Genomic DNA, 21,118 nt, shown 5'->3' on the forward strand with positions numbered 1-21,118 from the left:
CAACGAAGCCCCATGCAGTTGAAAGACATTCTTTGCCAAATCTACACCGATCATTGTATCAATCATATTGCCGTCCTCTCTCTAGCGTGGCCGTGTACGACCACATCTTTGGCACATTGCGATGCCGACTGGGGAGGGCGGCAACCATACCATCTCTTCCAGCTCTTTCTCGCGGTGCATTTCCTTGGTGACATCAAACAGGCTGCCGTGCCAGACGACGCCACCTTCGGGCAATGCGATTGGCGTCGAACTGGCGCGCAACCATAACAAGCCGCGCTTAGGGTGCACGAGCCGATAGACAATCTTGAATACATCCAATGTCCTCGCTGACTCTTGAATGTCTTCCTGAACCCGAAGCCGGTCTTCAACATGCACGTTTAGAAAGGCCAGATTGGCGTCCTGCTCCAGAATGGCAGATGAGATGCCCAGTAGTTTCGGCAATCCTGACGTGAAATACGGAAAGGAGACGTCACCCTTGGCATCGATCTTAAACTCAAAGATTGCGCCGGCTACATTTTCCGTCAATCGTTTCAGCCGTGCGGATGTGCTGCGTGCCAAAACTGCGGCGGCTTCGACGCGATCCTTCGCCTCCACCCTCTCGCTGATGTCGATCTGGGCGCCAACGATAGCTACGCCGTCTTCGACGTCTTCATCCGTGATCTTCATTCCCGCAGATCCGAACCACGCATAGGATCCGTCTTTTCGTCGAAGACGAAAATCTGCATGGAAACTATCACTGTCGCTGTTCACCGTTTTCTCAAGATTGGCAAATACCGGTTCCACATCATCGGGATGCAAAAGGTTTGTGAACATCTCCATGTCATGCGGCAGTTCGTCTGGCTGATATCCCAAGGCCTTGAACCAGCTGTCGGAATACCAGCAGTCTTCATTTGCCGGCACGACGCGCCAGATGCCGATGCAGCTGGCATCGGTGGCTGCGTCAACCAGCTGTGTGCTCCTTTTCAGCGCGCGCTGGGTTTCCTATAGTTTGATGAATGCTTTGACTTCCGTGTCGACGTCCTGAACCGTTCCAATGACCTTTTTTGCGCCGAGTAAAACAGGATGGTCGATGATCCGTTCGCCGATGCGCATCCACGAAGCTGTGCCATCCGCCTGCCGGATCAACCGTACCTTGACCGTCAGCGTGCTTTCCTTCCTGCCTTCATCCGGGTGCGTAAAGGCCGCAAGGACATCGCGCAGTTTCTCATCCAGAGCGATTGGCATGTGGTGCTGCAGATGCTCTGTAAAACTGCGTTTCGGATAGGTCCCTTTCGCATAGCCAAAGAGAGTCTCTGCGGTTGCATCCATTGTGAATTCACCAGTATCCGGCACATGTTCCCACGTACCGATCCTGTTTACGCCCAAAGCCAATTCAAGCATGTTCTTTGCGGCTTTGGTCCGCGACCCACGAGAAAGAATTTCAGTAACGTCCCAGGCAGCCAGAACAACCCGTGCCGGCAATCCGCGCTCATCCTTGTCGATCGACGCATTCAGATCGATCATGCGGGTACTGCCATCGGCATGAAGCAGCCCGCTGAGTTGTCGCAGATTAACATCAGCGCCGGACTGGATTTCGGCCAACCAGTCTGCCGCCAATCCGCGGTAATTCTCGCGGAAGCACTGTTTGAAATCCGTGCCATGGAACGACGGCATGTCGTGTCCCAGCATGGCGCAAAAGGCTTGATTGCTTGACAGAACAACGCCGCCCAGATTAATGACTACATACCCGGCAATGGCATCGCGCATCGCCTGATCAATGATGACCTTGGCTTCATCTATCGACTCTGAATAGTCCAACGGACTTACCTTATTTTGTTCAGTCGCGTTGTGTCAGCAGCGTCTTAAGACTGTCTTTCGGAGCCAGGCGGTAACTGTTGAAATTTGAGTTTTTCTTCCGCAAATTATTGAAAACTTCTGCAGTAATTGAGAGTTTTCGCGAAAGGTGTTGGTGGTGTGGTTGACCAACACCGCCTCGGAAATCCGATCTGGGCGCTCTCATTTGAGGCATAGCCGCCGACCGGTTATCTCAGAAACCTGATTTATGACTGTCCCGTCTGCGAAGGACGACCGACATTGGTGCCGTCGACGGGTTTTTCGGACTGCCGCTTGTTCAGATCCTTCAAAAGGCGACCATGTCGTTGTGTTTCGGCGATGACCTGTCCAAAGCGGACCAATCCCTTGCCTTCGAGAAGCGGAATGAGCTTGACCAGCACCTGGGCGGTTGCCTGCGCATCCCCAATCGCGGTGTGGCGCAAGTCAGGCGGGATCAAAATCGACAGGCGCTCACAAAGAGCGTCAAGGGAGTGATCTTCGGTTGTGCCGAAAACGGCCGCTGACAATAGCACGGTATCAAGAACAGGATGGCTCCAGTCCACGCCCATATCTGACGCGCACCGGCGCAGTAGCCCGATATCGAATGGGGCGTTGTGGGCAACCAGAACTGCGTCGCGTGCGAAATGGTGGAAATTGCGCCCGGCTGTCGCGAAATCTGGTGCACCGGCCACATCACCATCGGTCACCTGATGAATGAGGGTCGAGGCGGGCGGGATCGGGCGCCCTGGATTGACGTAGGTGTCTACCACCTCACCGTGAACAATTCGCCCATTCAATACGCGGACAGCACCAAGCTGTACGACGTCATCTTTCTCAACCGAAAGGCCCGTTGCCTCGGTATCGAAGGCGACGAAACACAAATTACGCAACGCGGTGTCGTGGATTTCAGTTGCTTCGCTCTTATTCAAAAGATCAAAATCGAAAACGAGCGGTCGAGCTTCGATGAATTTCTGCGCCCCTTCTCCAACATTGATCACCAATATGTAACCATCTGTTTCCAGCGCCTTCATTTTCGCGTCAAATCGCAGTTTTCGGCTGTGATCCTGAAGGACGAAAGACACTTCCGCCCCTCTTTTTATCATCTCTTCTTGGGCGCTTAACAGGTCTGTGGAATCAAAATAGTCAGTCAGTGGTGCCTTGAGCCGAGCAGGGGCGATTGTGGACAGCACTTCGGCTGCCTGACCGTCGTAAAGCACGATCTCATCTGCGGTATTTACAAGGATCGTCGCCACGGGGATCTCGGTGAGCAGCGCGGTGAGCTGTGCTGTTTCCGCCTTGAGCCGCTCGGTCTCTCGCGCGACCTGCTTTGCGGTATCTATCACTGTGCTCGACAATGCGGTCGAGACGGCGTTTGCAGCAGGAGCCAGATCACCCAGATACCGCGCAGCTTGCGTCTCGACCTCGGCGTTTACGCCTGAATGCGCCCGCAGGCGCAGATCGGCGGCAAGTCTGTTAATTGGCTTGGCAACATTTTCATCAAAGAGCAGCCAGACAGCAACAGCAAGACCGGTATTGAGGAATGCGAAAATCACAAAAGCGGTCAGAAAAGGGGCCGTCGGCAATACGTTTTCCGCCCGTGACCACCCCAGATAAAGAGAGGCGCACGCCAGCGCCGCGCCTCCTGCTGCCAGAAGGCAGAAAAACAGGAAGATGCGAAAGCGCAGGGAGAGGCGGGCGAACATGTCAGGTCCCGCAAACCAGTTCGAGGATAGGATCGTCGTCCGGCATGGTCTCCCACTCTGCATTGACCACCGCACCGTCCGCCGCAAAGGTCGCGCCGTCGATCAGCAATGCGGAACGGCCCGCGGCGCAATCAAAGATCATCGGGGCCTGATTGACAGGCGACCAGCGGCCAAAGAAGTAAAGATCAGCCATGCGCTGGTCCGGCAGGTTCTCGTTGGTTCGGGCGGTGCCGGTGTCCGCCGCTACAAAGCGCTTCGTATAGGGCCAGACCTGCGTCCATGGTCGCAGCCAGCTTTGCTCTTCAACGGTCATCGCGATCTCGACACCATCAGGTAATCGCTCTGCCGTGCGGCTGAACCAAGTGTATTCGTTGGAGATCGTCATGCCGATCATACCCAGTCCTGCCGCCACCGGCATCACCCATTTCGGAAGGCGACGCCCGGTTATGATGTTCAGCAGTAAAGCAAGGCCCGCGCAAGCGATCCCGGCAAAAACGGTAGCGATGAGTTCTACAAACATGCGATCATCCTAAGGTCCCTTTTCCAGCAGCCACAGCAGATTGCATGGTTTTCACAACCACGAAGGCATCCCGCAGGTGACTGCGTTCGAAATCGGACAGCGTCGAGGGGGCAAGGAAATTGTCCGGTTTCTCTCCTGCCCTGACCTGTGCGGCCTGATGCTGAAGCCGTGTCATTGCTATGAGATCGTAGGCATCCAGAAGATCAGCGGCACCTGCTTTTGACAAAACGCCTGCCGCCTGCGCGGCTTCCAGTCTGGCGCGGGTGTTCACTGGGGGCAAGCGCCCCTGTAACGTATAGATCCGCCCCAGATCTACCACGGGGACGACCCCGTTATGCTTGAGGTCTAGTTGATGCCGATGCTCGCCCGACCGGATCGTCGCCAGCCCGCGCAAAAGCCCCAAAGGCGGCTGATGCTTGAGCGAATTGGAGATCATGTGCGCCGTAAAGATCGAATTCTTTGAAGCCCGTTCAAGCGTTCCTTCCCGAAGATCGTCAAAAAGGCTTTCGTCACCGCCAATAGGCCGCAGGTCAAACATGACCGAGGCCAGCATCTGCGCCTCCGGGTCAGGCTTTTCGATCCAGCTTGCGAAATAGTCTCGCCAGATGCGCAGCGGCTGACACCAGCGTGGATTGGTCGCCATCATGTCGCCGGGACAGTAGAAATATCCGCAGGTGTCCAGCCCGTCGCTCACGAATTTCGCAAGCGCCGCGAAATACGGCATGTCACTTTCGCTCACGGTGTCTGCCAGGATCAGACAATTGTCCTGATCAGAAACCCCTGTCTGTTCCTGGCGCCCTTGCGATCCACAGGCAAGCCAGAGGTAGGGAACCGGCGGCGGGCCAAGATTGACCTCGGCCAGTGCCAGCAATCGGCGTGTTGCCGTATCGGCGATGTCAGTGATCAGGCGCGTGATGACCTCGTGTCGGTTGCCTGCTTCTACCAAATGAACCAACAGATGTGGTATTTCCGCTGTTGCCCGCGCCATGGCGGCGGCATCTTCTGCCTTTGCTACTCGACCAACCAGATCTGCCGAAGACATTGCAAGAGCGCGGGTCAAATCAGTCTGCGTTACGATGCCAAGCAGTTTGGACCCATCGACAATCGGCACATGTCGAATACCGCGTTCCACCATCAGGTGAAGAACGTCTGTGACCAAGGCTTTGGGTCCCAGCGTCAGCCGTGTTGCGGTCATAACCGCAGATATCGGGCCGTTGGTGTCGGCCCCCTTTGCCACAACCCGACCGGTCATGTCACGAAGGGTTACGATTCCTTTAAATTCTCCGGCGTCGGTAACGCAGATTGAGGATATATGCGCCTTGTGCATTTCGGCGGCGGCGTCCCGGACCGACGTATGAGGCGCACATGTGATCGGGTTGCGTGTCATCAACCGCTCTATAGGAAGGGTTGCCAGATCTTTTCGATCGCTTCGGCTAGGTCGGCGGCGGTCGAAAAATTTCGCGACAGTCGGGTGCGTTTTTATCAGTGTGAAAAGTGTTGCGGCCGGCATCACAATCAATGTCGCGTCAGAGGTGACGGTGGCTGTGCGGCTGGCGTCCTCAGCGCGCAAAAGCGCACGTTCGCCAAAGGAGTTTCGAGGACCGAGAATGGAAAGCTGAACGTCTGTTTCGTCCGTGATCTCAACTTCACCCGCGGCAATGATGTAGAGATTGGTCGCCACGTCCCCAATTGCAAAGACCTTATCACCGGCAGCAAATTCTTGTGCGTCGCACGCCGCGCAAAGTGCTTCGAGTTCGGCCTCAGTCAGGCTGTCATAAGGGTGCACGGTCGCAAGAAACTGGGTCAAAGAAGCCGGAACGGACATGTGGCTGGCCTTCTTTCAGGGATGTCCTGCCCACATTGACGCGGGCAGGACCGTTTTTGAAGGTGGATCATCGCCGAAGGTACCCCGGCGATATCCTGTTGGCTTATTTAGTGGCCCTCGACAGCGGTGCCTGCACCACGCGGGATGCGGACGCTTTCGACAAGGTCCTTGATCTCCTGCGGGGTTTCCTTGGTCATGCCGGAGACGATGTAGGCCACCGCAAAGTTGACCGCCGCACCGATGGCACCGAACGAGGTCGACTTGATCGGTCCAAGCAGCGGATCGGCATCGGTGAAGGAGTTGGTGTCAGGGATGAAGAACCAGCCCTTGTGCAGGAAGATGTAGAGCAGCGTAACGACCAGACCGGCCAGCATGCCCGCGACCGCGCCCACGTTGTTGATACGGGTCGAGAAGATACCCATCATCAGCGCAGGGAAGATCGAGGCTGCCGCAAGTCCGAAGGCCAAGGCCACGGTTTGCGCCGCAAATCCCGGTGGGTTGAGGCCCAAGAGAACCGCCACCACGATCGCCGCTGCCATGGAGATACGTGCGGCCATCAGTTCCTTCTTTTCCGACATGTTCGGGGTCAGCTGACCCTTGAGCAAGTCGTGAGACACCGCCGAGGAGATCGCCAGAAGCAGACCCGCCGCTGTGGACAGAGCCGCCGCAAGACCACCCGCCGCCACAAGGCCGATCACCCAGCCGGGGAGCGACGCAATCTCGGGATTGGCAAGCACGAGGATGTCACGGTTGAAGTTGGTCAACTCGTTGCCTTCCCAGCCGTTAGCTTCCGCCTTGGCCTGCAGATCGGCGTTCTTGTCGTTGTAGTACTGGATCAGGCCGTCGCCGTTCTTGTCTTCCCATCCAAGAAGACCGGTCTTCTGCCACGTCGCCATCCAGGCGTACTCCGGATCGCTCTCGATCTGCTCGACGCTGACTGCAGGGGCATCCGTGCCGTTGGGCCACATCAGTTCGGAGATGTTGAGCCGCGCCATGGCACCCACCGCAGGGGCGGTCAGGTAGAGAAGGGCGATGAAGACCAGCGTCCAGCCAGCGGACCAGCGTGCGTCAGACACCTTGGGCACCGTAAAGAAGCGCATGATCACGTGGGGCAGACCGGCGGTTCCGATCATCAGCGACAAGGTGAAAAGCACCATGTTGATGGTCGAGCCATGGGCCGCCGTATATTCGGCAAAGCCAAGGTCAGTCACGATCTGGTTCAGTTTCGCCAAGAGCGGCTCCCCGCTTTCGGTTGAGCCAAACAGACCCAGCGCCGGGATCGGATTGCCGGTGAGTTGCAGAGAGATAAAGACCGCCGGGATCGTGTAGGCGGTGATCAAAACACAGTACTGTGCCACCTGCGTATAGGTCACGCCCTTCATGCCACCGAAAACGGCGTAGGCGAACACCACACAGGCCCCAATCAGCAAACCCCAGAAGGCGTCGATCTCGAGGAACCGGCCAAAGGCGATGCCCACGCCCTGCATCTGACCGATCACGTAGGTGATGGAGGCCACCAAGAGGCAGATCACCGCCACCATGCGCGCGGTCTTGGAATAGAACCGGTCGCCGATGAACTCGGACACCGTGAACTTGCCGAACTTGCGCAGGTAGGGTGCCAACAGCAGCGCCAGCAGCACGTAACCGCCCGTCCAGCCCATCAGGAAGGACGAGTTGTCATAGCCGGTGAAGGCGATGAGGCCCGCCATCGAGATGAACGAGGCTGCGGACATCCAGTCGGCGGCGGTGGCCATCCCGTTGGTGACAGGGTGCACGCCGCGACCGGCGGCGTAGAATTCTGATGTCGATCCCGCGCGGGCCCAGACCGCGATGCCGATGTAGAGCGCAAAGGACGCGCCAACGAACAGCAGATTGAGTGTAAACTGATCCATTGTGTTTATTCCTCGTCCACGCGGTGTTCCTTATCGAGCTTGTTCATGCGCCATGCGTAGAAGAAGATCAGGATCAGGAAGACGATGATTGAGCCCTGCTGGGCGAACCAGAAGCCAAGGTCGGTGCCACCCACGGCGATGCCGGCCAGAAGCGGGCGCAGGATGATCCCGAACCCGAATGAGACCAGCGCCCAGATGACGAGGCTGATCAGGATAAGGCGTATATTGGCTTGCCAATATGCGTTGTTAGAGCTGTTTTGTTGAGACATGAATTGGTCCCTCCTCCATTTGTGCGTCGGGGGCCGCGCTTGAGCCTCCGAACTCCAAGGGCGTTATGTCGTGGCTTGTGACACAACGCTGTTCAGTTGGGCGGCAATCTCGTCGATGGCCCCCATGGCGGGGACACGGGAGAGCGTCCCCTTGTTCTGGTAATAATCAATCAGCGGCGCTGTCTTAGCGTGGTAGGCCTCAAGCCGCTGCGCCACTGTTGTGGCGTTATCGTCCGCGCGGCGTTTCATATCGGTGCAGCTGCAGTTGTCGCAGACACCTGCCTTGGCGGTGGGCTTGAAGCTGTCGTGATAGCCTTCGCCGCAGCTGCCACAGGTGAACCGGCCCGAGATACGCGCGACCATCGCGGCATCCTCGACCTCAAGACTGACGGCGGCATTGATCCGTTGCCCGGTGTCGGCCAGCAGCGTATCCAGCGCCTCGGCCTGAACGGTCGTGCGCGGAAAGCCATCGAGGATCACGCCACTGGCGCAATCGGGCTCTGCCAGACGGTCGCGCAGGATGGCAATCACGATTTCATCGCTGACCAAGTCACCCGCTTCCATCACGGCCTTTGCCTGCTTGCCCGCGTCCGTGCCCGCTGCCACAGCGGCGCGCAGCAGGTCACCCGTCGAAAGCTGGATCAGACCGTGGCTTTCCTCAAGCATCCGAGCCTGCGTGCCTTTGCCCGCGCCGGGAGGGCCAAGCAGGATCAACACGGGGGCGGTGGCAGGCGTCGCTGAGCCGTCCATCATGCATTCCTCCGGTTCATGCGGTTTTCAATCAGGTCATCAACCACTGATGGATCGGCGAGGGTCGAGGTGTCACCCAGGGCACCGAAATCGTCCTCGGCGATCTTGCGCAGGATGCGGCGCATGATCTTGCCTGAGCGTGTCTTGGGCAGGCCGGGGGCCCATTGAATGAGGTCGGGTTTGGCGATGGGGCCGATCTCCGTGCGGACCCATGTCTCCAGCTCCTTGCGCAGTTCGTCGGAAGGTTCCTCGCCATTCATCAGGGTCACATAGGCATAGATGCCTTGCCCTTTGACGTCATGCGGGTAGCCGACCACGGCGCTCTCGGCGACCTTGGCATGGGCAACCAGTGCGCTTTCCACTTCCGCCGTGCCCATCCGGTGGCCAGAGACGTTGATCACGTCGTCCACGCGCCCGGTTATCCAGTAATCGCCATCCTCATCCCGGCGGCAACCGTCACCCGAGAAATAATAGCCCTTGTAGTCGCTGAAATAGGTCTTCTCGAACCGCTCGTGATCGCCCCAGACGGTGCGCATCTGGCCCGGCCAGCTGCCCGCGATGCACAGCACACCCTCGACACCGTTGCCTTCGACAACTTCACCGCTGGTGGGTTCCAGCACCACGGGCTGCACGCCAAAGAAGGGCTGCTGTGCCGCACCGGGTTTCAGGGTTGTGGCACCGGGTAGGGGGGTCAGCATGTGCCCACCCGTTTCGGTCTGCCAGAAGGTATCGACGATGGGGCATTTGCCCTTGCCGACCACCTCGTTGTACCAGTTCCAGGCTTCTGGATTGATCGGCTCTCCGACTGAACCCAAAAGACGCAGATCGCTGAGATCATGCTTTTCCACCCACTCGTTCCCTGCGCCCATCAGCGCGCGGATCGCTGTCGGAGCGGTGTAAAACTGGTTGACCTTGTGCTTGGCACAGACTTCCCAGAACCGGCCTGCGTCGGGAAAGGTCGGGACCCCTTCGAACATGATCGTGGTCGCTCCGTTGGCGAGGGGGCCGTAGACGATATAGCTGTGGCCGGTGACCCAGCCGACGTCCGCCGTACACCAGAACACGTCGCCATCTTGATAATCGAATACGATCTCATGGGTCATGGAGGCATACACCAGATAGCCACCGGATGTGTGCACCACCCCCTTGGGCTGGCCGGTGGAGCCGGAAGTGTAGAGGATGAACAGCGGGTCTTCGGCGTTCATCTCCGCAGGTGCGCACTCTGCCGAAGCGTCGGCCATCAGCGCATTGCAATCATAGTCACGGTCGGTCCAAGTTGTCTGACCGCCCGTCCGTTTCACCACCAGACACTTCACGCTGTCTTTGCAATGCAGCAGCGCAGCATCGGTGTTGGATTTCAAAGGCGTTTCTCGTCCGCCCCGGGGCGCGTGATCTGCGGTGATGACGACCTTGGCGTCACAACCGTTGATACGCGCCCCTAAGGCGTCCGGGGAGAAACCGGCGAAAACGATGGAATGAATGGCGCCGATCCGGGCACAGGCCAGCATGGCATAGGCGGCTTCGGGGATCATCGGCAGGTAGATCACGACCCGGTCGCCCTTTTCGACACCGAGCTCCTTCAGAACATTCGCCATCTTGCAAACCGAAGCGTGCAGATCGCGGTAGGTGATGTGCTGGGCGTCCTCTTTGGAGGGGTCGTCCGGTTCCCAGATAATTGCGGTCTGATCAGCGCGCGTCTCAAGGTGGCGGTCAATGCAGTTGGCGCTGACGTTCAGCGTGCCGTCCTCAAACCAGCGGATATCGATGTTGCCCGGTTCAAACGATGTGTTCTTTACCTTTGTGAAGGGTGTCATCCAATCAACGCGCTTGCCTTGGTCAGCCCAGAATGTTTCTGGGTCAGATACGGATGCTGCGTACATCTGCGCGTAATCATCCGCCGTCACATGCGCGCGCTTGACGGTTTCAGCGGACGGCGGAAAGGCCGCCAGTTTTGGCTGGTTTTGAGTGTTCATTGTATCCCTCCTCACGAAACACCCGGCAAATCTGACAAGATTGGGGCTGGTGTTTCTCTGGGGGGACCATACGCCTAATGGTAAACGCAAAACATTGGGCGCTGTGTTCGTTCGATTTTTTTGTAAAATGATTTCTAAAATTCCCCCTAATTTCGTAAATTTTTTGTCAAGTGACGGTATTGCCTTAACTTTTTACTGCGGGAGCATTTCGACGGGGTGATGCGACGGTATACCTTTGCATACTGTTAGCGCTACAACTCTTCCGGGATCAGCAGAGACTTGCCAAACCTGTCGCGCCTCGAAACGGCGGATAGGCGAATCGAAGGGATCAATATCAGGTGAACTTTAGGTGAGCGCGAACCCGCCCGTGGCCAGAGCGGGCCGAAAGACTTGTTTGAAACAGGCCTTTAACCTACGCTTTCGGCGAGAGGTTTTACTCTCGGTCATTCAAGGGGCGCGCACCATGTCTGCCATTCCCTACAATACGGCCCGTGGCGCGGCCAGTTCGCTTCAGATGTCGCCGCCCTTTGCGTTCAGCGATGTGACGATGTCGGTCTTTCCGCTGCGCGCCAGCCTGTCCCGGCTTGAGACGTTCTGTAACAACTACCTCAACCAGGCGCCGCATCTGGTGCAGTTCAAACCGTTCATTCCGTTCGTCTATCTGGTCATTCTTGATTATGGCCGCATGTCGCTGCAAGCGGCCAACATGGGCTGGGTTTCGCAGCGCGAGGTGGCCTTTGGCATCCCGCTGCGCTGGCTGAACATGACGCCAGATGGCGCTGAATTTCACGATTGGGCTTTCACCTCGCCTTTCATCTTTGTTGACAATGAAATGTCGATGAGCACCGGGCGGGAGGTTTATGGCTGGCCCAAGCTGCTGGCGAAACTTGATCCGTCGGTCAGTGAATGGGTAAGAGACCCCCACGGCGCCCGGCGCGTCTTTCAGGTCAGCACCAAGCGCGCGGCGCATGCATACGCCGGAGAAGTGCAGGATTACCGGCCGTTTCTGTCCGTCTACCAAAACCGGGCGGCGGGGCTTTTCGATATTCCGCCCAGCATGGACACGATCACCAAGCCGATACAGCAGCTATCGAGCACGGTTGCCGGGTTCACACGGCTGGGTGCCGATCTGGCCAAGACATTTGCAGGGATCGCCAGTGATGGGATCACGGGAAGCCCGGTTTTGCCTGACTTTCTTGAGCAGGAAACCTTTCGCGCCCAATTGCAGCCCGAAAAGCTGAAGTCATGGATAAACCCAAAGGATTGGGTCTCCGGTGCGCGCGACATGCTGTGGTCGATGTTCCCACGGGCTTACGCGAACACGATCAATTTCAAACAGTTCCGAGATGCGGGCGATCCGCATGCCACCTGCTATCAGGCGATCACCTCGGCCAAGATGCCAGTCAAGTCGATCGCACGCGGCGGTCTGCTGGGTCCGCAGAACATGCTGCTGGGTCAATTGGACGGTGGATTCCGGATTGATGTGCATAGCCTCGCCGGGTTGCCGATTGTTGAATCGCTGGGCCTTGAGGTGGCAGAAGAAAGAGAGGCCGATGGCACCTTGGTGTCGTCCCTGACACCGGTTTGCCCGCTTTGGATGCAAGTCGATATGACCTATGGGCTGGCGGATACTCTGGTCTGGCGGGGGCGCAAGGACGGGTGGACAGCGGGCGCCTACATGGAGGCGCTGGCAAAAGAACGCGCGCGCAAGGACAAGGAGGCAGCAGACGTTCCCGCGCAAAGCGTAAAGCCGGACGTCACAAGTCAGCGTGCGTCGCCACAAGAAGACTCCGCTCCATTGGGGCAAGACCAAGATGATGCCGAGGATGCCTTTGATCTGGACTACATCCGGACGATGAATTTCTTCAATACCGCACGCGGTGCATCGGAGGCTGTGGGCGGGTCCTTTACCATGCCCAACGCATCAATCCGCGTGCTACCAGTCAAGGCGGATCATGCGTCCCTGAACACCTTTGTCTCAGAATACCTGCACGTGGAAAAACACATGCGGTTCGAGGCTTGGGGCGACTTCGTCTACTTGATCATCTGCGATTTCGATCAGATGAACTCGACCTTGAATGCGGTTGCCAAGCGGCGCGCGCGAGAGATTAATCTGGCTGTGCCTGTCAAATGCTACGATTGGTTTGATGACAAGGATTATCAAGAGTATGACCAAGGTGATCCGCGTCTCATGGCGGAGAAGGGGTGTCGCCATCTTGTGACCACCGGATTTGTTTCAGCGTTTTCCTTTGTTGATGACACAGGCACCGCGATCACGGCGAGCGAGGTCGCAGGCATCCCGACAATGGGGTCGAAGATCAGATCACCCGAGAACGACTGGCTTAGCATCGATATGAGTCAAGACCGGGCCAAGCGGGATATTCTGGATATGACTGCCGAGGTGTTGCCCGCGCTGATGAGCGGTGCGCAGGCACAGGAAAGGTCGATCATCCAGCTTCATAGCCACACGCCGCCCAAGACCCAAGTGCATGAAACACAGCACGAGTCCGTTAATAGTTGGGTGAGTCTGCTGGCAGATGACCTCAAGGAAAAGAATGCGCAAAAGGACGAGGGTGAGCCCTTGGCCCTTGGTCAGGGTTTCGTGCTGCAACTGCTGGGGGGCGATCTGCCGATCAATCAGTTCTCACTCAAGCAGTTCCGAGATTCACGGCACACGCAGAATGCCTGCTATCAGGGGTTGGTCCAGCGCCGTCACCGCATACAGAAACTGGCCGATATGCGCGAGTTGGAAGAGCCTTTGCACGTGTCGATCACGGATTACCCGACGCAACCGATCACCGAACTTTTGGGGCTGAGACCCAAGTTTTCCTATCCGGGGCCCGACCGTGTTGTGAAAGTTTTTGAATCGTTGAGACCTTTCTCGATCAATGCAGACCTGGTCAGGGAAGCGGGCGACACCCTCTATGAACGTATCGGCACCAGCAAATGGCAAAGGGTCGACAGCGTCGAACAGGTATTCGGCTGGCGTCAAAGCGACAAGAGCCGGGCAATGGAAGTGGTCAGCAAAGCTGACGGGTTCGACGCAGATCACCCCGTTGAGTTGCGGTATCGGTGCAGGTTGCCGGGGCGGACCAAACCGTTCAATCTGCATTCCCGTAAAGTGTCCAAGGAGTTCCTGCTGGGAGGTTTCAGTGACCATCTTGAGCGTGGCGAAGTATCTGAACTGGCAATACGCGAACGGTTTGCGACGGGCGCGGTTGCGGTGACTACCGACCCAGAATTGCTTGAGTCGATCTCGTCGGGTGAGGCGCTTGATATCGCTGCATTCAACGCGCAGGTCACGCGGGCAGGCAAGGCAAAAGAATATTGCCAATCGGAGGCCGCGAGTCTGATCTCAATCGTCAGTCCCGCGACCATAGCGGATACCGTCCTGTCGCGACAGTGGGGGCTGGCACCGGGCTCAAGACGTCGACACTACGATAAACCTGACTTCTGCGTCCCGGCTCAAACGGTGCCTAATCAGTTCACCGAAACGCTGTTCCCTCAAGCAGAGCGGCTCTACGGCTATTGGCCTCTGTCAAAGACCTATTTCAAAAGCGAGCTGAACCGCCGCTCTACCGAGGTGCTGAGCTTCAGGGCCGAGCTCTTTACCTTCGTCGGGTCAGTGGGTGCCTTTGTTGGTTTGAAAATCAACATGAAAGGGGATCTGGAGGGAGCTGAGGCAGATTTGAGAGGGCACATCGCCAATATGCGCGAGCTGCTATCGTCCGGGGAAAAAAAGGACTTTGCCGAAGCAACCAGAGGTCTCCTGAAGTCGGAGGTCGAAACAGCCGAAAAGTATGCGCACCTTTACAATGCTTTCGCCGATACGGTGCTGCCTGAGGCGTTTCATGTGGGCACAGAATTCAGCCAGCAGGCCTTGTTGAACCGTGTGCTGGATCAGACCGTTCTGATCACCTCCGAAGACTGGGTGCGCACTGAGGCCGCGCTGCCCCGACTGATCAGGGCAGCCAGCGATCTGTTCGATGACAATCCTGATTATGAAACTGGCATTCAGGAGATGACAGACGCCTTCATGGAACGTGCCATACATAACAAACAGGATATGGAAATGATGGAAGCGGCTTCTGCCGGGACTGCCAGCCAAACCGAATATTATCTCAAGTCGCCCGATACCGTTCTGAACAAGCGCCTAGCGCGGCTGGTGACTGGCGGGGTGCTGGAATAGCGGCTGGTCACCCGATCAGCAGCGTCCGATCTGGCGGTACCAGTCGATGGCATCAATGAGCGTTTGCTCAAGCGGGCGAGGGCGGATGCCCAAGGCAATCTGTTCCTTGCTGAGCGCCATGTTCCGACCCGCAGCGGTCAAGAGTATCGGCAGGCTCGGCCAAGGGGTTCTGCGCCCCGCCAGTGCCGCAGCGCTTTCGGCCCAGTAGGCACTGGCAAGGCTTAGCAACAGGGGCGCGCGGAACGTTGGAGCCGGAACACCCGCCAAGGCGCAAATCTGACGTGTCAAAGCATCTATACTCAGATTATGCCCAAGCAACGGCACCTGCGGGAACGGCAAATTCTGCTGCACTATCGCGCTCAGATATGACGCGACATCGCGCACATCAATCACGTTGACAGGATGGTTCAGTGTTCCGGCAACTTTGCCTCGCAGCAGCATTGGGACAAAACCTTGATCGGCCGGTTTCAGATCATAGGGGCCAAAGCAGGCAGCCGGGTTGATCACACACCCCTTCATTCCGGTGCGCAAGGCGTTCAGCATTTCCCGCTCGACCGTTTCCTTTACCTCGAAATAGGGATGCATCCCACGAACGGTTGCAAGGCGCAATTTGTCCTGAATGCTGCCTGTCGCTGGAAGAGTTGTGAAAGAAGAGATGTGGATCAGGGCGGCGTGCCGTTCTTTGGCAAGGGCAATCAGGGTGCGCGCGCGTTGCCGTGCAGCAGCAACAACATGCGAACCACGAGCCCCATGCCGCCAAACCGGGTAGGGCGTTGCGGCATCAACAACAAGGCTGCAGTCTTGCATCCATGCCTCAAGGTTTGTGGTGTGGCTGTCGTCACCGGCAAGCTGCTGAACATCAACTCCCGCAAGGTTTGCGCGTGGCTCCGGTGAACGCCCGGATGCACGCACCTTAAACCCGTCACTGGCCAGTTGCCGCGCGATGGCGGCACCGATATGTCCTGTGCCGCCCAGAACCAGAACGCGCCTGCTGTCAGAGGGCATCCAGTCTCAGCCCGCAAGTGCCGACAAAAGCGTTTTGGCCTGCGCGAGTTCGGCAAAGTCTTCCTTAGCCTCAATGACTGAAATTGCTTCCGTCAGCATCTCCCGCGCATCGCCACCGCGCCCTTGCTGGTGCAAAAGGTCGGCAAGGCTGTGGACGCACTGAAATGCGTGCAGGTGGATCCCGGCCCCTTTGGCAAACTCGATGCCCTCGCGATAGCACGCTTCTGCCAGGTCAGGCTGAGCGGGCTCCATCAGGTAGGCTTGTCCTTTCAATCGCAACAATGCTGCCTGATAAAAACTGTCCAGACCTGCTTCGGACAGCTCCAGCGCATAGTCCGCCGCCTTGATCGCATCGTCCCTGCGTCCTGCGCTGATCAGCGATGAAATCAGGTAACCCCGCCAATAGGTCTGGGGCGTCAGTTGACCGATCATGTCAAAGAAACCCAGGCTGGCGTTGATCATCTCAATGCCTGTCTCCTGACCACTCTTCGCCATCGCCCAGCCCAGCCCGATCTGTCCCGCTGTAGCCCAGTAAGGATAGCCCTGCTTCATCGAGATATCGATCACCTTAGGCGCAATTTCTGCCACGGCGGCAATGTCGCCCAATTCCTGCGCACGGCCCATCTGGAACGAGATGGAGCGCGTCTGCGCGTTCTTGTTATTCAGATCGTTGGCCATCTTCGTCGCTCGGTCCAGATAGCTGCCCGAGACGTCAACCTGACCATAAAGCAGGTACACCCATTGCAGGTAGCACAGGGAAAATTCGGCGAGATCATCCCCGAATTGTTCGACCAAAGGTCCATGCTGATCGTCTGAATAAAGCGCCACAGCGTGTTCAAAGTGATGTTGCGCCTCTTTCAGCTTGCCTTGAAAGAACATCGCGTTCCCGGCCGCGAAATGCGCGGCAATCGCCCAAGAGGTGACCGGTGATCTGCCAAAGGTCGCAAGCATTTCTTCAGCCAGCGCAATGGCTTCTTGCTTGTTGGAGCGTGAGGCGTTGACAGTGAACAGCCCGTAAAGGCACGAACAGTACATCGGGTTGTCGCCCAATGCGACGCAAAGCTCCCGCGCACGGGCGAAAGCATCATAGACATCGGGTGCCGCAAAGCCTCGCGTTGCCATCAGCGCGCCACCCAACAGCGCCTGCAACAGCACCTCCTGCGCATCCCTTTCCGGGGAGGCCGGAAGCTCTTTCAACAGATCAAGCGCGGCAAGGTAGTGGTTTGTCGCCTCGATCTGGCCTGCCCGAGATGTCGCACGTTGGCCTGCCGCAAGAAGGTACTGTATCGCTTCTGCGTACTGGCCAGATCCTGCAAAATGTCGCGCAAGTGTTTCTGGCTCTGTCTCGGCCAGTCCTGGCCTGTGTTCCAGCAGCAGTTCGGCGATGCGTGCATGCAGCTCTTTGCGCTGAGCGCGCAATAGGCCCTGATAGGCCGCGTGCTGCACCAAGGCGTGCCGGAACAGCATCGTTTCATCCCCGTGATCATCCGCTGGAAAGATGATATTGGCGTCAACGGGTTCCTGTATGGCGGGGGCCAATCGCCGTTCGTCCATTTGCAGAATTGGGCGCAACAGCGATAAATAAAACCGGCGGCCAAAGACAGCGGCAGTCTGCACGACGCTCTTGCCAAGTGACAGACGGTCAAGCCGTCCCCTTAGTGAGTCTTCCAAGGTGGATGGCAGCCTAATGTGACTGACCCCATCCGTATCGATCTGTTCGGCCGCTGACCGTGCAAGCTCTTCCACGAAAAGCGGCACGCCGTCGGCGTTTTCGATGATGTCATGCATCACCTCTGCCGGGCAGGCCTTGTCGCCCATCACGCGTTGGACGATTTCGCGGCTCTGCGTCGGGGTCAGTCGGTCAAGTGACAGATACGATACATGATCATAACCGTTCCAGCCCAGATCCAGCGGCGGACGGTGGGTCACAACAAGCAGCACGCGGTTGTTAGGTATGATGTCGGGAACTATCGCCGTGAGAAACTCAAGCGAAGTCGGATCGGCCCAGTGAGCGTCCTCGGCCAAAATCAGGACGGGGTGTTCACTGGCGTGGCGTAACAGCTGCGCCTGAAGTGCGGCAAAAGTCTCGAGCTTTTGCTGGGCTGCGGTCATGTCCAACGGTGGATAGGCATCGCCGACATCCACGGACAAAAGGTCTGCAACCAGAGGTACCGCAAGCGGAGGGTCTTCTCCAACCAATGTTTTGATCTTTTCGAGGCGCTCAGAACTGCTGTCGTCCTCCTTGATCCCTGCGGCATGGGTCAATTGCGCAATGATTGGAAACATCGCGCTGTTTTCATAGAATGGCGCGCTGAAATATCGGATGTGGATGTGGTCGTCTTCCTGAACAAAGCTGCGCACCGCATCAAGGACGTAGGATTTGCCAATACCGGCGTCTCCCGAGATCACCGCGACGCGTCCGGTGCCGCCTTTGGCGTCTTCCCACAGTTGGCGTAGCGTCTGGATTTCTTCTTCGCGTCCGACCAATCCCTCGTGAGCAGCAGGCCCTTGATCATCAAGTCGGTCCGCAATGTCGAACATACCCGAAACGTTCCATATCTCGACCGGATCAGCAAAGCCTTTCAGCGCACGAGGGCCCATTGTCTCCAGGCGTGCAACCTTCTCAACCAAGCGTTTGGTGCCGTTGCTCAAGACTACGCTGTCGGTCTTGGCACAGTCTTGCAAGCGCGAGGCAAGGTTGAGCGCATCACCCACCACATTGCCCGGTTCTTCAACTGCGCCGCGCACGTACATTCGGCCCGTCGCAACCCCGATCCGAGAGTGCAATTGCAGCCCGTCGTCGAATGTCAGCGCCCTGACCGCATCAGACATTTCCAGCGCTGCACGTACGCAGCGTTCGGCGTCGTTCTCTTGGGCCTTCGGCAGGCCAAAGCACGCGATCACCCCGTCTCCTTGCGTACCAAGTGGCCTGCCGCCCCAAGCCTCGATGATCTTGTAGCAGCGTTCTTGATACTTTCTGAGGATTGCGGCCATGTCTTCGGCGTCGTAACGGCGGGCCATCTCGGTAAAGCCCACCAGATCACAGAATAGTACGGTCAACTGCCGTCGTTGTCCCTGTTCTGTCGAAGTGGTGGCAACATCGTCGGACTTGAGCGCTTCTATCGCGCGGCGCAAAGCCTTCCGGTGGCCGATCGAAATTCCCAATTCCCGGAAATCCGCGTCGTCCAATTCGACGATGGTTTCCAAAGTGATGTCTTGCGCGGCCATCACTGCAAGGTACTGGCTCAGCCCAATTCCATCGAGCCAGATCGACAGGTCATCAATAGAACCATCTTGTTCGGTCATTTCGTTTGCTCCCCTGGCCACAGAACATGTCTGGGGCGTCAAATTCAGTGATCACGCCGGAAGGTCCAAGTAATCAGATCGCGGATGAACCTTTTGTCGCGGCTGTCAGGCAGGTCGCTCAGCAATGTCGAGAACTCACCAAGGGCCGCCCCTGCCAGTCCGCGCGCGAACATCTGCGCATTCTCGATGGCACCAATCCGGTTCATCAGGTCAAGCACCCATGCGACGTCCTCTTCGGTGCGGGTTTCACGTGAATTGCGCAGATAGGCCTCGAACCTCGGTCGCTCCGCCTCAGTCAGGGACTGGGCTACATCGATCAGCATCAGCGTCCATTTCGCCTCCCAAAGATCGCCGCAGCTTTCCTTGCCATAGGTCAAACCACCGTTGAGATTCAGGACATCATCCTGAATCTGGAATGCCGCGCCGAAAAAGAAGCCGAACCGGATGAATGCATCGTTGGTGATCTTGCTGCGCTTGCCCAGCATAGCGCCCAACCGGCACGGATAGATGGCTGCCAGCCAGCAGGTCTTTTTCAGAACCATGATCAGGTAATCGTCGCGGGTCGGACGCTGGTCAGGGTCCCTGCGCCAGCCCAGTTCAAGCGCCTGTCCTTCGGCGGACTCACGCGCCATCCGCTCCATGTCTTGGATGATTGGAATAGAAAGCCACGGGCTGGCATCATAGACGTTTTCCAACAGCGGCCTGATGCTCAGCATGGCCAGCATATCGCCAGCGTTCAGTGCTATCGGAATACCGTGCATCGCGTGCAGCGTTGGCTTGCCGCGCCGCTCTTCGCTTTCATCTTCGATATCGTCATGGATCAGCAGGGAATTATGCAGCATTTCAATTGCCGCCGCAGCCCGGACTGCGCGTTCCGGCTCTGCGCCAAAGGCGCGGGCAGTGGCGATGCACAGGCTGGGGCGCATCATCTTACCGCCGCGGGAGGGATAATCCGCAACCGGATCATAAAGATATTTGCGGGGTTCCTGCTTGGGCAGATAGTCTGCCATAACGTCGCGCACCATCGCTCCGTATTCATCCAATACGACCGATACGGTATCGACGCCGTGATAGGTCACGCAGGCCCCTCCTGCGGTGTTTGTCCCAGAACCCGCAGGGTAAGAACCCCAACAGGGGTCTGATCTGAAGCTGACAAAAGAAGCCCGTGATACACACCGGGGGTTTGCCCTTTCGGGACGGTGACACGGATTTTGCCTGCGGTGCCCGGCTGTCCGGCGTCAAATGCGACATCAGTGATTTGCGCCGGCGGGGTCACAGATGTTGAGACAAGAGGCTGCGGGCGCACATCCATAGCAGGCCGAAACATCTCGATCCCGGTTTCCACGCTACCCGCGCTGGTAATGCTAAGGCCGATGGTACTGATCAGGCCCTGCGTCTGGGTCGGGTCAGCCTTCGCCGCGCCCGTGCCGTCAATCCTGTGCGCCAGCGATCCGACGATATCGACCCAGACAGACGCGACATCTGAATAGGCTCTGACCAGGCCGGTCAAAAGGCCGGACACATCGGTTTGCGCCAACGAAATGCCTGCTGCGCTTTTTCCAAGGGACTTCGCTGTTTCCTCACCCTGCCGAATATGCGCGTCCACCAGATCAGAAGCCGCCCGCACGCCTTCATCAATGAGGCCAAAGGGATCGCTGCCTGCATTTCCATAGGTCGCGGATTTCTGCACTGGATCGGAAAAGCCGGGGCCAAGCGGGTGACCCCCATCAATCGGAGATTGCGCAGCGTCCAGACTGCCAAGCATAGCGTCGGACTGACCAAGTGCGCCCAGCACATTACGGTTGGGCTTTGTCCGCTCTGGTTGCGGGCGCTTTATGCGTTCTGGATTGTCCATTAATCTGCTTTGCAATCCT

General features: G+C 57.6%; 14 protein-coding genes. 1 reads left to right on the top strand and 13 read right to left on the bottom strand.

The window, feature by feature from the left end; all coding sequences use genetic code 11:
* Positions 1-81 precede the first annotated feature (81 nt).
* From GV827_RS23445 to acs, 9 genes are all read right to left on the bottom strand, one after another.
* Positions 82-966 carry a PAS domain-containing protein gene (locus tag GV827_RS23445; RefSeq protein ID WP_328823193.1) on the bottom strand — a complete coding sequence of 295 codons (885 nt, stop codon included), beginning with the start codon at positions 964-966 and terminating at the stop codon, positions 82-84.
* A gap of 15 nt (positions 967-981) precedes the next feature.
* The gene (locus GV827_RS20415; protein ID WP_164355661.1) at positions 982-1,797 is read right to left on the bottom strand and encodes a PAS domain-containing protein; all 816 of its coding nucleotides are present in this window, start codon (positions 1,795-1,797) and stop codon (positions 982-984) included.
* Between the two features lie 242 nt (positions 1,798-2,039).
* Positions 2,040-3,515: a 3'-5' exonuclease gene (locus GV827_RS20420; protein WP_164355662.1), complete on the bottom strand. Its 1,476-nt coding sequence runs from the start codon at positions 3,513-3,515 to the stop codon at positions 2,040-2,042.
* A 1-nt stretch (position 3,516) separates the two neighbouring features.
* Positions 3,517-4,035, bottom strand: a complete 519-nt coding sequence (locus GV827_RS20425; protein WP_164355663.1) for a hypothetical protein — start codon at positions 4,033-4,035, stop codon at positions 3,517-3,519.
* Between the two features lie 4 nt (positions 4,036-4,039).
* Positions 4,040-5,860, bottom strand: a complete 1,821-nt coding sequence (locus tag GV827_RS20430) for a DUF294 nucleotidyltransferase-like domain-containing protein (RefSeq protein WP_164355664.1) — start codon at positions 5,858-5,860, stop codon at positions 4,040-4,042.
* A gap of 107 nt (positions 5,861-5,967) precedes the next feature.
* Positions 5,968-7,752 (bottom strand): sodium:solute symporter family protein, encoded by a 1,785-nt coding sequence (locus GV827_RS20435; RefSeq protein ID WP_164355665.1) that lies wholly within the window; start codon positions 7,750-7,752, stop codon positions 5,968-5,970.
* Positions 7,753-7,757: 5 nt separating this feature from the next.
* On the bottom strand, positions 7,758-8,021 hold the full coding sequence (locus GV827_RS20440; protein WP_164355666.1) for a DUF4212 domain-containing protein: 264 nt from the start codon (positions 8,019-8,021) through the stop codon (positions 7,758-7,760).
* 63 nt (positions 8,022-8,084) lie between these two features.
* Positions 8,085-8,771 (bottom strand): adenylate kinase, encoded by a 687-nt coding sequence (locus GV827_RS20445; protein WP_164355711.1) that lies wholly within the window; start codon positions 8,769-8,771, stop codon positions 8,085-8,087.
* Positions 8,771-10,744 carry an acetate--CoA ligase gene (gene acs / locus GV827_RS20450; protein ID WP_164355667.1) on the bottom strand — a complete coding sequence of 658 codons (1,974 nt, stop codon included), beginning with the start codon at positions 10,742-10,744 and terminating at the stop codon, positions 8,771-8,773. Before acs ends, GV827_RS20445 begins: the two co-directional genes overlap by 1 nt.
* Positions 10,745-11,207: 463 nt before the next feature.
* Between acs and GV827_RS20455 the strand changes: the two genes are divergently transcribed.
* Positions 11,208-14,933 (top strand): acetoacetate decarboxylase family protein, encoded by a 3,726-nt coding sequence (locus tag GV827_RS20455; protein ID WP_164355668.1) that lies wholly within the window; start codon positions 11,208-11,210, stop codon positions 14,931-14,933.
* Positions 14,934-14,948: 15 nt separating this feature from the next.
* On the opposite strand, the gene GV827_RS20460 is transcribed toward GV827_RS20455, so the two are convergent.
* Genes GV827_RS20460 through GV827_RS20475 form a run of 4 tightly spaced genes read right to left on the bottom strand, consistent with a single transcriptional unit; the run spans position 14,949 to position 21,099 of the window.
* Positions 14,949-15,938, bottom strand: coding sequence for an NAD-dependent epimerase/dehydratase family protein (locus GV827_RS20460; protein WP_164355669.1), 990 nt, complete (start codon positions 15,936-15,938; stop codon positions 14,949-14,951).
* A 6-nt stretch (positions 15,939-15,944) separates the two neighbouring features.
* Positions 15,945-19,244: an AAA family ATPase gene (locus GV827_RS20465; RefSeq protein ID WP_164355670.1), complete on the bottom strand. Its 3,300-nt coding sequence runs from the start codon at positions 19,242-19,244 to the stop codon at positions 15,945-15,947.
* A 44-nt stretch (positions 19,245-19,288) separates the two neighbouring features.
* Entirely contained in the window at positions 19,289-20,323 is a 1,035-nt protein-coding gene (locus tag GV827_RS20470) for a polyprenyl synthetase family protein (protein ID WP_204326009.1), read from the bottom strand.
* Positions 20,320-21,099 carry a hypothetical protein gene (locus tag GV827_RS20475; protein WP_164355671.1) on the bottom strand — a complete coding sequence of 260 codons (780 nt, stop codon included), beginning with the start codon at positions 21,097-21,099 and terminating at the stop codon, positions 20,320-20,322. The genes GV827_RS20470 and GV827_RS20475 overlap by 4 nt, the downstream gene beginning before the upstream one ends.
* Positions 21,100-21,118: the final 19 nt, after the last annotated feature.

This window comes from Sulfitobacter sediminilitoris (assembly GCF_010667575.1).
Lineage (GTDB): Bacteria > Pseudomonadota > Alphaproteobacteria > Rhodobacterales > Rhodobacteraceae > Sulfitobacter > Sulfitobacter sediminilitoris.

Excerpts from the sequence above, each read along its gene's own strand:
- GV827_RS20425 (WP_164355663.1), bottom strand. The coding sequence starts at position 4,035 with ATGTTTGTAGAACTCATCGCTACCGTTTTTGCCGGGATCGCTTGCGCG.
- GV827_RS20440 (WP_164355666.1), bottom strand. The coding sequence starts at position 8,021 with ATGTCTCAACAAAACAGCTCTAACAACGCATATTGGCAAGCCAATATA.
- GV827_RS20455 (WP_164355668.1), top strand. The coding sequence starts at position 11,208 with ATGTCTGCCATTCCCTACAATACGGCCCGTGGCGCGGCCAGTTCGCTT.
- GV827_RS20420 (WP_164355662.1), bottom strand. The coding sequence starts at position 3,515 with ATGTTCGCCCGCCTCTCCCTGCGCTTTCGCATCTTCCTGTTTTTCTGC.
- GV827_RS20430 (WP_164355664.1), bottom strand. The coding sequence starts at position 5,860 with ATGTCCGTTCCGGCTTCTTTGACCCAGTTTCTTGCGACCGTGCACCCT.
- GV827_RS20475 (WP_164355671.1), bottom strand. The coding sequence starts at position 21,099 with ATGGACAATCCAGAACGCATAAAGCGCCCGCAACCAGAGCGGACAAAG.
- GV827_RS20445 (WP_164355711.1), bottom strand. The coding sequence starts at position 8,771 with ATGGACGGCTCAGCGACGCCTGCCACCGCCCCCGTGTTGATCCTGCTT.
- GV827_RS20465 (WP_164355670.1), bottom strand. The coding sequence starts at position 19,244 with ATGACCGAACAAGATGGTTCTATTGATGACCTGTCGATCTGGCTCGAT.
- acs (WP_164355667.1), bottom strand. The coding sequence starts at position 10,744 with ATGAACACTCAAAACCAGCCAAAACTGGCGGCCTTTCCGCCGTCCGCT.
- GV827_RS20460 (WP_164355669.1), bottom strand. The coding sequence starts at position 15,938 with ATGCCCTCTGACAGCAGGCGCGTTCTGGTTCTGGGCGGCACAGGACAT.
- GV827_RS20435 (WP_164355665.1), bottom strand. The coding sequence starts at position 7,752 with ATGGATCAGTTTACACTCAATCTGCTGTTCGTTGGCGCGTCCTTTGCG.